Annotated in this window: 13 protein-coding genes; all 13 read left to right on the forward strand. The window is 41.6% G+C overall.

Going from position 1 to position 15,686, the window contains the following annotated elements; all coding sequences use genetic code 11:
• The first annotated feature begins 14 nt into the window (after window positions 1–14).
• The 13 genes from ACFX4X_RS12070 (at window position 15) to ACFX4X_RS12130 (ending at window position 15,667) form a co-directional block, all read left to right on the forward strand.
• Complete coding sequence (locus tag ACFX4X_RS12070) at window positions 15–4,337, forward strand: PolC-type DNA polymerase III (RefSeq protein WP_284471258.1); 4,323 nt, start codon at window positions 15–17, stop codon at window positions 4,335–4,337.
• 193 nt (window positions 4,338–4,530) lie between these two features.
• Complete coding sequence (gene rimP / locus ACFX4X_RS12075; protein WP_061462441.1) at window positions 4,531–5,004, forward strand: ribosome maturation factor RimP; 474 nt, start codon at window positions 4,531–4,533, stop codon at window positions 5,002–5,004.
• 43 nt (window positions 5,005–5,047) lie between these two features.
• Entirely contained in the window at window positions 5,048–6,178 is a 1,131-nt protein-coding gene (gene nusA, locus ACFX4X_RS12080) for a transcription termination factor NusA (protein ID WP_061462442.1), read from the forward strand.
• 17 nt (window positions 6,179–6,195) lie between these two features.
• Window positions 6,196–6,471 carry an RNase P modulator RnpM gene (gene rnpM, locus ACFX4X_RS12085; protein ID WP_061462443.1) on the forward strand — a complete coding sequence of 92 codons (276 nt, stop codon included), beginning with the start codon at window positions 6,196–6,198 and terminating at the stop codon, window positions 6,469–6,471.
• 4 nt (window positions 6,472–6,475) lie between these two features.
• A complete protein-coding gene (locus ACFX4X_RS12090) occupies window positions 6,476–6,781 on the forward strand; it encodes a YlxQ family RNA-binding protein (RefSeq protein WP_061144653.1) in 306 nt (101 codons plus the stop codon).
• 19 nt (window positions 6,782–6,800) lie between these two features.
• Window positions 6,801–8,957: a translation initiation factor IF-2 gene (gene infB / locus ACFX4X_RS12095; RefSeq protein ID WP_061462444.1), complete on the forward strand. Its 2,157-nt coding sequence runs from the start codon at window positions 6,801–6,803 to the stop codon at window positions 8,955–8,957.
• Window positions 8,954–9,235, forward strand: coding sequence for a DUF503 domain-containing protein (locus ACFX4X_RS12100; RefSeq protein WP_057913375.1), 282 nt, complete (start codon window positions 8,954–8,956; stop codon window positions 9,233–9,235). The genes infB and ACFX4X_RS12100 overlap by 4 nt, the downstream gene beginning before the upstream one ends.
• 17 nt (window positions 9,236–9,252) lie before the next feature.
• Window positions 9,253–9,621 carry a 30S ribosome-binding factor RbfA gene (rbfA, locus tag ACFX4X_RS12105; RefSeq protein WP_061462445.1) on the forward strand — a complete coding sequence of 123 codons (369 nt, stop codon included), beginning with the start codon at window positions 9,253–9,255 and terminating at the stop codon, window positions 9,619–9,621.
• 168 nt (window positions 9,622–9,789) lie between these two features.
• Window positions 9,790–10,710 (forward strand): tRNA pseudouridine(55) synthase TruB, encoded by a 921-nt coding sequence (gene truB, locus ACFX4X_RS12110; RefSeq protein ID WP_377383721.1) that lies wholly within the window; start codon window positions 9,790–9,792, stop codon window positions 10,708–10,710.
• Between the two features lie 33 nt (window positions 10,711–10,743).
• The gene (gene ribF / locus ACFX4X_RS12115; protein ID WP_377383724.1) at window positions 10,744–11,694 is read left to right on the forward strand and encodes a bifunctional riboflavin kinase/FAD synthetase; all 951 of its coding nucleotides are present in this window, start codon (window positions 10,744–10,746) and stop codon (window positions 11,692–11,694) included.
• 147 nt (window positions 11,695–11,841) lie between these two features.
• Window positions 11,842–12,111, forward strand: a complete 270-nt coding sequence (gene rpsO / locus ACFX4X_RS12120) for a 30S ribosomal protein S15 (protein WP_061462448.1) — start codon at window positions 11,842–11,844, stop codon at window positions 12,109–12,111.
• Between the two features lie 321 nt (window positions 12,112–12,432).
• Complete coding sequence (gene pnp, locus ACFX4X_RS12125; protein WP_377383727.1) at window positions 12,433–14,550, forward strand: polyribonucleotide nucleotidyltransferase; 2,118 nt, start codon at window positions 12,433–12,435, stop codon at window positions 14,548–14,550.
• Window positions 14,551–14,707: 157 nt separating this feature from the next.
• Window positions 14,708–15,667, forward strand: a complete 960-nt coding sequence (locus ACFX4X_RS12130) for a polysaccharide deacetylase family protein (RefSeq protein ID WP_061462450.1) — start codon at window positions 14,708–14,710, stop codon at window positions 15,665–15,667.
• Window positions 15,668–15,686: the final 19 nt, after the last annotated feature.

Below are 15,686 nucleotides of genomic sequence, written 5' to 3' on the forward strand. Positions count from 1 at the left end.
AGGGGAGAGAGGAAATGGATCAAAATCCAAATAGCGGTAGAGAGAGATTTCAACTCTTGCTCCAGCAAATGGACTTGACTGAGGATGCCTTTGTGAATTATTTCATAGGTGCCGAAATTGATAAACTCTCAATCGAGAGGGAGTCCAAAAAATGGCATTTTGCCTTTAATATACCTGCATTAATTCCTTGCAGTGTTCATACAAGACTTGCTACTCAACTAGCAAGTACGTTTTCCCATATTGCGAAGGTAACGTTCAACTTAAATGTGGCCAATCCGCAAGTGACGGAACAATTGGTAAAAGAATATTGGAAAAACTGCATTGGCGAGCTTGAAGGAATGTCTCCAGCCCTGTTGTCACTTCTGAAGGAACAAGAGCCCGCAGTGAATGGATATAAACTTATCGTAAGCGCCCGGAATGATACGGAGGCTGGCCAATTGAAACGTAAGTACTCCGGCATCATTTCGAATATCTACCAAACTTTCGGTTTTCCCCCGTTGACTCTGGAAGCGGAAGTGAAGGAAACGGTTTCGAATCCTGATTACCAGAAGTTTTTAGAAGAGAAACAAAAGGAAGACGCGGAAAAGGGACTTGCTGCCTTAGTGGAAATGCAGAAAAAAGAATCGGAAAAAGGCGGCGACGAAGGCGTCTACGAAGGACCGGTTAAAATTGGCTATACGATTAAAGAAGATGCGGATTTCCGCAGAATCGAACAGATTATCGATGAAGAACGCAGGATTGCTGTCGAAGGATTCGTTTTTGATGCAGAAGTCCGTGAGTTACGCAGCGGACGGAGCCTCTTGACATTTAAAGTCACGGATTATACAAGCTCAATATTAGTCAAAATGTTTTCGCGTGATAAAGAGGATGCTGCCATACTTGCCCGAGTGAAAAAAGGGATGTGGGTACGTGCCCAAGGCAGTATCCAAAATGATACATTCGTACGTGACCTGGTAATGATCGCAAATGATATAAATGAAATTTCTAAACAAGGACGGCAGGATAAGGCACCTGAAGGTGAAAAGCGTGTAGAACTGCATATGCATACCCCGATGAGCCAGATGGATGCAGTGACGCCTACTTCTGCTCTTGTTGCCCAGGCTGCCAAGTGGGGGCATAAGGCTGTTGCCATTACGGATCACGCAGGTGCACAATCATTCCCTGAAGCTTATAGTGCCGGGAAAAAGAATGGTATTAAAATCCTTTATGGCGTCGAAGTGAACCTTGTGAATGATGGGGTGCCCATTGTTTATAATGAGGCGCATATTCCTTTGGCAGATGCCACCTACGTTGTGTTTGACGTAGAGACGACTGGTCTGTCAGCTGTTTATGATACGATCATTGAATTTGCTGCAGTGAAAATTCGTGACGGGGACATCATTGATAGATTTGAGTCATTTGCGAATCCGCATCACCCATTATCCAATACGACGATAGACTTGACTGGAATCACTGATGATCTCGTGGAAAATGCTCCAGAAGTCTCGGAAGTACTAGAAAAGTTCAAGAACTGGGCAGGCGATGCGATCCTTGTTGCCCACAACGCAGCCTTCGATATGGGCTTTTTGAATATAGGTTATAAAAACATGGGATATCCTAAAGCTTCCAATCCTGTTCTTGATACATTGGAACTTGGCCGTTTCTTATATCCGGAGTTTAAAAACCACCGGTTAAATACATTATGTAAAAAGTTCGATATTGATTTGACCCAGCATCATAGGGCCATTTATGATGCCGAAGCTACAGGTTACCTTATGCTGAAGATGCTGAAGGATGCAATGGAAAAAGAGATTACCCATCATGATCAGCTTAATGACAATATGGGTAAAGGAAACGCTTATCAGCGTTCCCGGCCATCCCATTGTACGTTGATCGCGCAAACACAGGCTGGCTTAAAAAACCTTTTCAAGTTAATTTCAATATCGCACATCGATTATTTTTATCGTGTTCCCCGGATACCGCGTTCACAACTTAAAAAGTATCGTGAAGGAATTTTGGTCGGATCGGGATGCGATAAAGGGGAAGTTTTTGAAGGGATGATGCAGAAGGGGTTTGAGGAAGTCGTCGAAATCGCAGAATTCTACGATTATCTTGAAATTCATCCGAAGGAAGTATATCAGCATCTGATTGATCTTGAATATGTCCGGGATGATAAATCGTTAGAAACGATCATCTCCAATATCGTCAAGCTTGGTGAAAAATTGGATAAGCCAGTCGTAGCGACGGGAAATGTACATTATTTGGATCCGAATGATAAAATTTACCGGAAAATCCTTGTAAATTCACAAGGTGGAGCAAACCCGCTGAATCGTCATAAGCTTCCTGACGTACATTTTCGGACAACTGATGAAATGCTACGGGAATTTTCCTTCCTTGGTTCAGAGAAAGCCAAAGAGGTCGTGGTAACCAACACCAATAAAATCGCTGATATGATTGATGAAATCAAGCCAATCAAGGATGAGCTATATACACCTAAAATTGAAGGTGCCGAAGAAGAGATGCGTGAGATGAGTTATGGCATGGCAAGGAAGATCTATGGAGAGAACCTGCCGGAAATCGTGGAAGCCCGTCTTGAGAAAGAATTGAAAAGCATCATTGGCCATGGTTTTGCCGTTATTTATTTAATTTCTCATAAACTAGTAAAAAAATCATTGAATGATGGTTATCTCGTTGGCTCAAGGGGATCGGTTGGATCATCTTTCGTTGCCACGATGACTGAAATTACGGAGGTAAATCCTCTTCCGCCACATTATGTATGTCCGGAGTGCAAGAAATCCGAATTCTTCAATGACGGTTCTGTAGGTTCGGGGTTTGACCTCCCAGATAAGGACTGTCCCGAATGTGGCATAGCTTATACAAAAGACGGGCATGATATCCCGTTTGAAACCTTCCTTGGATTTAAAGGAGATAAGGTTCCTGATATCGATTTGAACTTCTCTGGTGAATATCAGCCAAAGGCCCATAACTACACTAAAGTCTTATTCGGTGAAGAATATGTATATCGTGCGGGAACGATTGGTACTGTCGCTGAAAAAACGGCCTATGGATATGTAAAAGGGTATTCCGCTGATAATAACATCCATATGCGCGGAGCTGAGACTGATCGACTTGTTGCCGGTTGTACTGGGGTGAAACGGACGACAGGACAGCATCCAGGCGGAATCATCGTTGTTCCTGATTATATGGATATTTATGATTTCACACCTATTCAATTCCCTGCAGATGACAGGAATTCCGAATGGAAAACAACTCACTTTGATTTCCATTCCATTCACGATAATATTTTGAAACTAGATATCCTTGGACATGATGATCCGACTGTGATCCGGATGCTTCAAGACTTAAGCGGCATCGATCCAAAGACCGTTCCCACAGATGATCCTGAAGTAATGAAAATATTCAGCAGTACCGAATCTTTAGGAGTTACAGAAGAACAGATCATGTGTAAAACGGGTACACTCGGCATTCCCGAATTTGGAACGCGTTTCGTCCGGCAGATGCTTGAAGATACGAAACCTACGACATTTTCTGAGCTTGTTCAGATCTCAGGGCTTTCTCATGGTACCGATGTGTGGCTGAGCAATGCACAGGAACTGATCCACAACCGGATATGCACACTAAGTGAGGTTATAGGCTGTCGTGATGATATTATGGTTTATCTGATTTATCAAGGACTCGATCCATCCCTGGCGTTCAAAATTATGGAATCTGTACGTAAAGGGAAAGGGCTCTCGGAGGAGTTTGAAGAGGAAATGAGGAAAAATGAGGTGCCGGAATGGTACATCGATTCATGTAAGAAGATTAAATACATGTTCCCGAAAGCCCATGCTGCAGCATACGTCTTAATGGCTGTCCGGATAGCCTATTTTAAAGTGCATCTGCCTTTATTGTATTATGCAGCCTATTTCACAGTGCGTGCCGATGATTTTGAAATCGATGCCATGACACGGGGGCCACAAGCAATAAAAACCAAAATGGAAGAAATTACCGTAAAGGGATTAGATGCATCCACAAAGGAAAAGAATACATTGACGGTTATTGAACTAGCTTTGGAAATGTGTGAACGCGGGTATGCGTTCGCTAAAGTGGATTTGTACAAATCAAGTGCTGATCAATTCTTAATTGAAGGAAATTCTTTGATACCGCCTTTCAATTCAATACCTGGTCTTGGAACGAATGCCGCCATCAATATCGTCAACGCACGCAAGAATGGTGAATTCCTCTCGAAAGAAGACCTACAACAACGGGGGAAGGTTTCGAAGACCATCCTTGAATACCTGGATAAACAAGGCTGTCTGGAGTCATTGCCTGAACAAAATCAGTTATCATTATTTTAAAGAGGAAACTGTTGTCAAAAAGGAAGAAACAGACATGGTATTTGCATAAATATCTTGATTATGGTATATTTTTATTGGAAATACTAAGAGGAACCAATGGCAAGAGTGGGGAAACCCACTCTTTCGTGTTGTATTGACCATTTAATTTTGAATCCGAAACCAAGCGCATACAACGCACGTATGGAGGAAACAAATGAGTAAAAAGGTAACGGAAGTTGTAGAGGAATTTGCATTACCAATTCTTGAAGAATTGCAGCTTGAATTAGTCGAAGTGGAGTATGTGAAGGAAGGTAAAAGCTGGTTCCTTCGAGTGTACATTGATAAAGAAACAGGCGTAGATATTGAAGATTGCGGAAATGTGAGTGAAAAACTCAGTGAAAAGCTTGATGAGGTTGATCCGATTCCACAAAATTATTTTCTCGAAGTTTCATCTCCCGGAGCTGAAAGGCCTCTGAAAAAAGAGAAGGATTTCCTTAAAGCTATCGGTAAAAATGTTTACATAAAAACATACGAGCCCATTTTAGATGAAAAAGAATTCGAAGGAATCTTAACCAGTTTCGATGGTAAAGAAGTGACACTCGAAGTCAGAATCAAGACAAGAAAGAAAACCATCGTCATACCATTTGAAAAGGTGGCCAAAGCAAGATTGGCGATTACCTTCTCTTAAGTCAAGCAAATCATTAATTTAAATATCCGTAAGGGGGATCACCATGGGCAATGAGTTATTGGATGCTCTCTATATTTTAGAAAACGAAAAAGGAATTTCCAGGGAAGTTTTGATCGACGCGATTGAGGCTGCTCTTATATCGGCATATCGCCGTAACTTTAACCAAGCACAAAATGTACGTATCGACTTGAATCTTGGTAAAGGAACTATGCGTGTATTTGCCAGAAAAGACGTTGTTGACGAAGTATTCGATTCACGTCTGGAAATTTCTGTTGAAGAAGCAAGAGCAATTGACCCCAACTACCAGTTAGAGGATATTGTCGAAATGGAAGTAACACCAAAGGATTTCGGCCGTATTGCTGCACAAACTGCTAAACAAGTCGTTACTCAAAGAGTGCGTGAAGCAGAACGAGGCATCATTTATGCCGAATTCATTGATCGGGAAGAGGATATCATGACTGGCATCGTTCAACGCCAAGATTCACGATTCATCTATGTGAGCCTAGGTAAAATCGAAGCTTTGCTCCCGGTGAATGAGCAAATGCCGAATGAACAGTATAAACCTCATGATCGCATTAAAGTTTTCATCACTAAAGTTGAAAAAACTTCTAAGGGCCCGCAAATTTTTGTATCCCGTTCACATCCTGGCCTTTTAAAACGTTTATTCGAAATCGAAGTGCCTGAAATTTTTGATGGAACAGTAGAAATTAAGTCAGTTGCCCGCGAAGCAGGCGACCGTTCAAAAATCTCCGTGCACTCAGATAACGAAGAAGTCGATCCTGTCGGTTCATGTGTAGGCCAAAAAGGACAACGTGTTCAGGCCATCGTCAATGAGTTGAAGGGTGAAAAAATCGATATCGTTAAATGGTCGGAGAATCCGGTCATTTTCGTTGCGAATGCTTTAAGCCCTTCAAAAGTACTTGAAGTTATCGTAAAAGAAGAGGAAAAGGCGACGACTGTGATCGTTCCGGATTATCAACTTTCCCTGGCAATTGGTAAGCGCGGACAAAATGCCCGTTTAGCTGCCAAACTTACAGGCTGGAAAATTGATATCAAGAGTGAAACGGAAGCCCGCGAAGCTGGAATTTATCCTGTGGAAGAACAGGAATTCCTTTTGAGCAGAGATAGTTATGTTAATGAAGAGGAAACAGATTTCGAAGAGGATAACGAGTAATTCAGAGGTGAAAAAAGATGAATAGCCGAAAAAAAATCCCGATGCGTAAATGTGTGGCTACAGGTGAAATGAAGCCGAAGAAAGAACTCATTCGCATCGTTCGATCTAAAGAAGGGGAAGTCAGCCTTGATCCGACCGGAAAGAAATCGGGAAGGGGAGCTTATTTGACTCTTGATCGGGATGTTATCGAGCTGGCCAAAAAGAAAAACGTGCTGGCTAATCACCTTAGTACCCAAATCGATTCTTCCCTTTATGAACAATTGCTTGAATTAGTGAATAAGGAGAAAAACTAACACCATGACCCAACAACAACAATGGATGTCTCTATTAGGTTTGGCCAATCGGGCACGCAAGCTAATTTCGGGTGAAGAATTAGTGGTTAAAGAGATTAGAAGCGGTAATGCCAAAGTTGTTATTTTATCCGCGGACGCTTCAAAAAACACTGAAAAAAAAATATCTGATAAGTGCGCATTTTATCAGGTTCCTTTAAAAAGAGTCGAAAGCAGGTCTATGCTCGGCCATGCGATAGGTAAGGATGCTAGAGTTGCCGTCGCAGTTCTGGATGAAGGTTTTGCACAAAAACTCCGAACGCTGCTCGATTAAATTTTACGGGGGTGAACGTATGACAAAATTGCGTGTATATGAATATGCAAAACAAAAGAACGTTTCAAGCAAGGATGTAATAAATAAACTTAAAGAAATGAATATAGAGGTAACAAACCATATGACAGCATTAGACGATTCAACTGTAAATAAATTAAACGATTCAATTAAACCTAAAAACGAAGATAAAAGCCAAGCTGCTGAACCAAAGGCAAACGCTACGGTTGCGAAGTACGAAGCTGAAGCGGATGAAAAGAGCACAGTTAATAAAGAAAAACTGAAGAAGAAACCACCAGTTAAACCTGTAGGTACGAAAAAACCAACGGGGCAGTTTAACAGGGGTCGCAATAATAAGAATAAAAATAATAAACAAAGACAACAAGCCCCACAGGCTCCCGTTACAAAGCGTAAGGAAAGAGAACTTCCAGAGAAAATTACGTTTTATGAGTCTTTGACCGTTATGGAACTTGGTAAAAAACTTCATCGTGAACCTTCTGAAATCATTAAAAAGCTCTTTATGCTTGGTGTTATGGCTACAATCAACCAAACTTTGGATAAAGATGCAATTGAATTGATTTGTACAGAATACGGTGTAGTGGCCGAAGAAGAGATTCGTGTTGACCTGACCGACCTTGAGTCACTAGTCACTGAAGACGCTTCTGAAGATTTGATTGAACGTCCGGCTGTCGTAACGATCATGGGGCACGTTGACCATGGTAAAACGACATTGCTTGATTCTATACGCCATACAAAAGTTACAGAAGGCGAAGCAGGCGGAATAACTCAGCATATCGGTGCTTATCAAGTTAAAGTAAACGATAAGAAAATAACATTCCTAGATACACCAGGCCATGCTGCTTTTACAACAATGCGTGCCCGCGGTGCACAAGTTACTGATATCACGATCCTGGTTGTTGCGGCGGATGATGGTGTTATGCCTCAAACGATTGAAGCGATTAACCATGCTAAAGCGGCAGAAGTACCAATAATCGTCGCTGTCAATAAAATGGATAAAGAAGCTGCCAATCCGGACCGTGTCATGCAAGAATTGACTGAACATGGTTTAGTTTCTGAAGCTTGGGGCGGAGACACAATTTTCGTACCAATTTCAGCTAAAAACGGTGAGGGTATCGATAGCTTGCTTGAAATGATTCTTCTTGTCAGTGAAGTGGAGGAGTATAAAGCGAATCCATCTCGTAAAGCAAATGGAACGGTTATCGAAGCGCGTTTGGATAAAGGGCGCGGATCGGTTGCTACTTTGCTTGTTCAAAACGGTACGTTGAAAGTCGGAGATCCGATTGTTATCGGTAATACATTCGGCCGTGTCCGTGCTATGCTTAACGATCTTGGACGCCGTGTTAAGGATGCAGGTCCTTCAACACCGGTTGAAATCACTGGATTGAACGAAGTACCACAAGCCGGTGATCGTTTCATCGTCTTTGAAGATGAGAAAACGGCCCGTCAAGTTGGGGAAGTGCGTGCACAGAGACAACTTGCTTCACAACGTAATGAAAAATCCCGTGTAACGCTTGATACATTGTTCGAGCAAATGAAAGAAGGGGAAATTAAAGAATTGAACATCATTCTAAAAGCGGATGTTCAAGGTTCTGCGGAAGCAGTAGCCGCTTCCCTGAATAAAATAGAAGTGGAAGGCGCTAAAGTGAAAATCATTCACACTGGCGTCGGTGCAATTACAGAGTCTGACATCATCCTTGCTACAGCTTCCAATGCAATCGTCATCGGATTTAACGTCCGTCCTGACGTGAATGCAAAGCGTGCAGCTGAATCAGAAAATGTTGATGTCCGCCTTCACCGCATCATCTATAAAGCGATCGAAGAGATCGAGTCGGCTATGAAAGGGATGCTTGACCCTGAATTCGAAGAAAAAATTATCGGTCAGGCTGAAGTTCGTACTACTTTCAAAGTATCTAAAGTAGGTACGATTGCCGGTTCATATGTCACAGAAGGAAAAATTACACGTGATAGCGGTATTCGCTTAATTCGTGAAGGTGTCGTCATTTACGAAGGTGAAATTGATGCATTGAAACGTTTTAAAGATGATGTAAAAGAAGTGGCAACAAACTATGAGTGCGGTATTACTATTAAAAATTACAACGACCTTAAAGAAGGCGATGTAATCGAAGCGTATGTAATGGAAGAGATTGAACGTAAATGATCGTTGGCTCTGTCCAATGTGAATGCATCATTCATGACACCCATTCTTTGAAAGAAAAACGGGCCGTGCTTCAGCGTGTCATGACACGGCTTAAACAGAAGTTCAATATTTCTGTAGCCGAGACCGATTTTCAGGATTTATGGCAGCGGACAAAGATTACTATCGTAACCGTAACATCCTCAAGGAAGGCTACAGAGCGGGAACTTCAAAATGCCCTTAAATTTCTAGATTCTTTTCCGGAACTAGAGCGAACAATAACAGATATAGACTGGCTTTAGGCTATCGAGGTGATATTATGAGCCTTCGTTCAAATCGTGTTGGCGAACAAATGAAAAAAGAGCTGAGTGAAATTATCGGCCGAAAAATTAAAGATCCAAGAATCGGATTTGTAACTGTGACGGATGTTGAGGTTACAGGCGATTTACAGCAGGCAACAGTTTATATTTCCGTTTTGGGTGACCAGGAACAACGGGAGAAAACCCTGCAAGGCCTAGCAAAGGCAAAAGGATTCATGCGTTCAGAAATTGGGCAAAGAATCCGCCTGCGCAAGACCCCAGAGCTGTTTTTTGAATTTGATGAATCAGTTGATTATGGTAATCGTATCGAGTCGTTGATTTCCCAAATCAATTCAGAGGACAAACCGGCTGAAAAAGACGAAGAATAAGCAAGCAGTAAAAGGAGGCCGACTCAAAAAGTGCTTTGCACTTCTTGAAGTCGGTCTCTTTTTTTTGAAAATGAAATATTTAAAAATCAAAAAACACCTTTCGGAATTGAAATTTATTTTGCTTCATGATAACCGTTTAAGGTGTTTTATAAATGATGAGGTGAAAGCGTGAACGGTATTCTTCCATTATGGAAACCCAAGGGATTGACATCCCATGATTGTGTTTTTAAATTAAGAAAGATTTTAAAGACGAAAAAGGTTGGGCATACAGGTACTTTAGATCCCGATGTAACAGGGGTTTTACCTATTTGTATTGGCAGGGCAACTAAAATTGCTGAATATTTGACAGAAGCCGGCAAAGCGTATGAAGGGGAAGTGACCCTTGGTTTTTCAACGACAACTGAAGACGCAAGCGGTGAAAAAGTGGAAGAGAAAAAGGTTGAACAAGTGATTCCTCGTGAACGGATTCTAGAGATGCTCGAATCATTGACTGGGAAAATTGAACAGACTCCGCCAATGTTTTCGGCTGTTAAGGTAAACGGGAAGAAGTTATATGAATATGCTCGTGCAGGAGTAGAAGTGGAGAGGCCGACAAGGGAGGTCTCCATCTATGAAATTATCCTTCTCGATGATCGTTCTGAATTCAAAGGGGAAACCATTTCTTTCCGTTTTCGCGTCAAGTGCAGCAAAGGTACGTATATTCGGACACTTGCAGTCATGATGGGTGAAGAATTGGGGTTTCCTGCCCATATGTCAGATTTAACCCGTATTGAATCAGCAGGTTTTAAGCAAGAGGATTGTTTTACATTTGCTGAGGTGGAAGCATTCATGGAAACCGAACGAACTGATGGTTTTCTGTTGCCCTTGGAGCGGGGATTATTTCATTTGCCCAAATTTCAGATTAGTGATAAAGTAGCAAAGAAAGTACTTAACGGTGCGGTATTGGAACAAACAGAGGATGTCATTGTTGAAAAAGGTAAGCCTTTTGTGATGGTCGACCCATCCGGTAAGGCGATTGCCATTTATCAAATACATCCGACAAAAGTGGGGTTAATTAAACCTGTAAAAGTATTGGCACAAGAATTATAGACCGTTTTACCGTCGGAAAGAGGAGATTGAAAGGTGAAAGTGATCGCAATAGAGCATCCTCATCAATTTAAATCGGATGATTTTCCTGAGCTTGTAATGGCGCTTGGATTTTTTGATGGTATACATAAAGGTCATCAGATTGTTATTCAAACCGCCAAGCAAAAAGCCGATGAAATGAATCTTAAGTCAGCAGTCATGACATTTGACCCGCATCCTTCAGCAGTACTGGGGAGGAAAACGGAAAATATCCGCTATATTACTCCACTTGAAGATAAGGTGGATATCATAGAGTCGATGGAGATAGATTATTTATTCATAGTCCATTTCAGCAAGGAATTTGCTTCGGTACTGCCGGAACGGTTCGTTGACGAATACATTGCCGGGCTGAATGTCCGTCACGTCGTAGCAGGCTTTGATTATTCATACGGTCGCTATGGTCAAGGGTCAATGAAAGATTTGCCTGTTTACGCCCAAGGAAGGTTTTCGCAGACTGTCGTTGAAAAACAGACACTTGAAGATGAAAAGGTTAGTTCGACGAGAATCAGGGAAACTCTCGGTAATGGCAACTTTTCCGACTTTTATCATTTGGCTGGCCGGCGCTTTTTAACGAAAGGGCATGTAATCCACGGTGAAAAACGGGGCAGGAAGTTGGGATTCCCCACCGCTAATATTGAAGTAAGCGACGATTATATCTTCCCTGCTGCAGGCGTATATGCCGTCAGGATCAAAATAAGCGGTAAATGGTATTGCGGAGTTTGCAATGTCGGTTACAAACCTACGTTCCACGAAGAAAAGCCTAAATACCCTACTGTGGAGGTCCATGCCTTGGAGTTCTCAGGAGATATTTATGGCGATCAGGTTTCGGTTGAATGGCATACAAGGCTTCGGAGTGAGCAGAAATTTTCCGGACTTGAAGCATTGGTCGCTCAGATTGAAACGGATAAGCAAAATGCAATAGCCTATTTTTCAAAACTGAAAGCTTAAAAAGGGCAGTAATAGACAAGACTTGCAATTTTAATGAAAAACATGTATTCTATTGTATGTATGAAAATAACCATTGCTTGGCTAGTCGAGACTCCGACGCTGGCTCGGTAATAGGTGATTTTACAGAATTTTAGGAGGAATAATAACATGGCAATTACACAAGTACGCAAAAACGAACTTATCGCTGAGTTCAGAACTCACGATACTGACACTGGGTCTCCAGAAGTTCAAATCGCAGTTTTAACAGAAGAAATCAACAACTTGAACGGTCACTTACGCACACATAAAAAGGACCACCATTCACGTCGCGGTCTTCTTAAAATGGTAGGTAAACGTCGTAATCTTTTAACTTACCTACGTAACACAGACGTTACTCGTTACCGTACACTAATTAACAAATTAGGTCTACGTAGATAATTTTTTTCAGGAAGGCGGGAAATTTCCCGCTTTTTTGATGTTAATCAAATGATTTGGACGTGTTCTACTTAAAGGCTGAGCCTTCGTCCTTGGGACTCGGCAGGAGCCGGGTCCTTTTCCATTTATAAATGATCAGGATATACATAATCAAATGAATGAAATTTTTATTCATTTTACTGTTAATGCTTGTTTTTTTCGTGCATAATAGGAATAGTTTGGTTTTAACTCGAGTTCAGTTACTTTCACATATAAATGATTTAATCCAATACAGGTTTAGGTAAACTAAGCCTTTAAGTGAAGATTCAGAGAGGGGTTTAATAAATGGGACAGGAAAAACATACGTATTCATTTGACTGGGCCGGCCGTAATGTAACGGTAGAGATAGGGCAATTGGCCAAACAAGCGAACGGAGCAGTTTTAGTCCGTTATGGAGAAACTGCTGTATTAAGTACAGCAACAGCTTCGAAAGAGCCTAGAAATGTCGACTTCTTCCCTTTGACAGTCAACTACGAAGAAAGACTTTATGCAGTCGGCAAAATTCCAGGTGGCTTCATCAAACGTGAAGGCCGACCAAGTGAAAGGGCAATTCTTGCAAGCCGTTTAATTGATCGGCCAATCCGCCCGCTATTTGCTGACGGCTTCAGGAACGATGTTCAGATCATCAGCATGGTCATGAGTGTTGATCAAGATTGCTCTTCTGAAATGGCAGCGATGCTTGGATCATCCCTTGCACTTTCAGTTTCCGATATTCCATTCGAAGGGCCAATTGCTGGAGTTGTAGTAGGAAGAATCAATAATGAATTCATGATTAACCCTACTGTTGACCAACTTGCAAAAAGTGACATCAATTTGACGGTTGCCGGTACTAAAGATGCTATCAACATGGTTGAAGCCGGAGCTAATGAAGTACCAGAGGAAACCATGCTTGAAGCAATCATGTTTGGACATGATGAAATCAAGAAAATCATTGCATTCCAAGAGAAAATCGTTGCTGAAATCGGCAAGGAAAAAATGCAGATCGCTTTATATCAGGTGGATGCAGAGCTGGAAGCAGAAGTGAAAGGCCTATGTGAAGCCGACTTGAACAAAGCTGTACAAGTTCAGGAAAAACATGCTCGTGAAGACGCGATTAAAGTAGTGAAAGATCGTGTATTGGCTCATTATGAAGAAGAGACTGATGAAGCTAAATTAAAACAAATCAAAGAAATCTTGAATAAATTGGTCAAATCTGAAGTACGCCGTTTAATTACGGAAGAAAAAGTGCGTCCGGATGGCCGTAATCCTGACGAAATCAGACCATTATCATCAGAAGTTACCATCCTGCCCCGTACACATGGTTCTGGATTGTTCACACGCGGACAAACCCAAGCACTATCCATCTGTACTTTAGGTGCACTTGGTGATGTGCAGATTCTGGATGGGCTTGGAACCGAAGAGTCAAAACGTTTCATGCACCACTATAACTTCCCACATTTCAGTGTTGGTGAAACTGGTCCTATCCGTGGAGCAGGTCGCCGTGAAATTGGTCATGGTGCACTTGGTGAAAGAGCATTGGAACCTGTCATTCCAAACGATAAAGACTTCCCTTATACAATCAGACTTGTTTCAGAAGTGCTTGAATCAAACGGTTCAACTTCACAAGCAAGTATCTGTGCAAGCACTTTGGCAATGATGGATGCTGGTGTTCCATTGAAGGCTCCAGTTGCCGGTATTGCAATGGGCCTTGTCAAAACTGGTGAGCACTATACAATCTTAACCGATATTCAAGGTATGGAAGATCATCTTGGAGATATGGACTTTAAAGTCGCAGGTACCTCAAAAGGTGTTACTGCCCTACAAATGGACATTAAGATTGAAGGTCTATCAAGAGAGATCCTTGAAGAAGCTTTACTTCAAGCCAAACACGGCCGGATGCATATTTTGGAGTCAATGATGTCAACAATCAATCAACCGCGTGAGCAGTTATCCAAATATGCTCCTAAAATCGTTACAATGTCTATAAATCCGGATAAAATCCGTGATGTCATTGGACCGAGCGGAAAACATATCAATAAAATCATTGAAGAAACTGGCGTGAAAATCGACATCGAGCAAGATGGAACGGTATTCATATCTTCTACAGATGAACCAATGATTCAAAAAGCGAAGAAAATCATTGAGGATATCGTACGTGAAGTCGTAGTCGGCGAACTATACTTAGGTAAAGTGAAACGTATTGAAAAGTTCGGTGCTTTCGTTGAAATCTTCAATGGTAAAGACGGTTTGGTGCATATTTCCGAACTGGCTGAAGAAAGAGTCGGAAAAGTGGAAGATGTCGTTTCACTTGGCGATGAGTTATTGGTTAAAGTTACTGAGATTGATAAGCAAGGAAGGGTAAACCTTTCCCGTAAAGCGGTCCTGAAAGAGCAAAAAGAGGCAGCTAACCCTTCTCAATCGTAATAGAAATGAAATTCCGGCATGCGATTCCTTGTGAATCTGCATGCTTTTTTTTGTAAAAAGCATTGGGATAATACATAGCATGAATGGCATTAATAGTATGTCATGTTCTACCTTGTCCGTTTTCTTCATACATTTTGGTATGAAGGGGGCGTAAAAAATGAATAATAAATGGAAGCAGATAGTTGCGATAAGTGCCATTGCAGGTATATCATGGTTATTAGTGCAAAATCCATATACACAAATTTATTTGACCCAATTAACAGATCATTCAGTTGCTTCAATGAAGCAAGAAGATGAGCTTCTTTTACAAATAAAAGAATCAACAAAAAAATATGAGATTGCACCAGAGGATGCACGAATAGATTCGGTATGGAAAACCATTCCTGCATATAATGGCCTGAAGGTAAATATTGATGATTCGTATAAAGCCATGAAGAAGGAGGGTGTGTTCGATAAGGATAAGCTGGTATTTCAGCAGGTCCCTGCAAAGATACACTTAGAGGATCTGGATCCGGCTCCGATTTACCGGGCCCATCCCAAAAAGCCGGTGGTTTCATTTTTAATCAATGTGGCCTGGGGGAATGAATACTTACAAGATATGTTGGCTGTGCTGAAAGAGAATAATGTCAAGGCCACTTTTTTCCTTGAAGGTAATTGGACCAAGAAAAATCCAGATTTGGCCAAGATGATTAAGGGTGGCGGGCATGAAATAGGAAATCATTCTTATTCACATCCCGATATGAAAAACATATCCGCACAAGCTACACGTGAGGAAATTCGAAAAACGAACGAAGTCATTGAAGCGGTGACAGGTTCGAAGATGAAATGGTTCGCGCCACCAAGTGGCAGCTACCGGGATGAAACGGTGAAAATCGCGGATTCTTTCGGTCTGGAAACGGTCATGTGGAGTGTGGATACGATCGACTGGCAAAAACCAAGCCCTGAAGTCCTACAACAACGAGTGCTTTCTAAGGTACACCCAGGAGCATTTATTTTAATGCATCCGACGGAATCTACTGCAAAATCATTGGAAACGTTAATAATTGAAATAAAAAAGAAAGACCTGGATGTTGTTACCGTTTCGGAAGCTGTAGATGAAGAGCGATCGAATCCATAATGTTTTGGTTACGATAGCA

Source organism: Peribacillus sp. YIM B13481, from assembly GCF_042787985.1.
Lineage (GTDB): Bacteria > Bacillota > Bacilli > Bacillales > DSM-1321 > Peribacillus > Peribacillus simplex_A.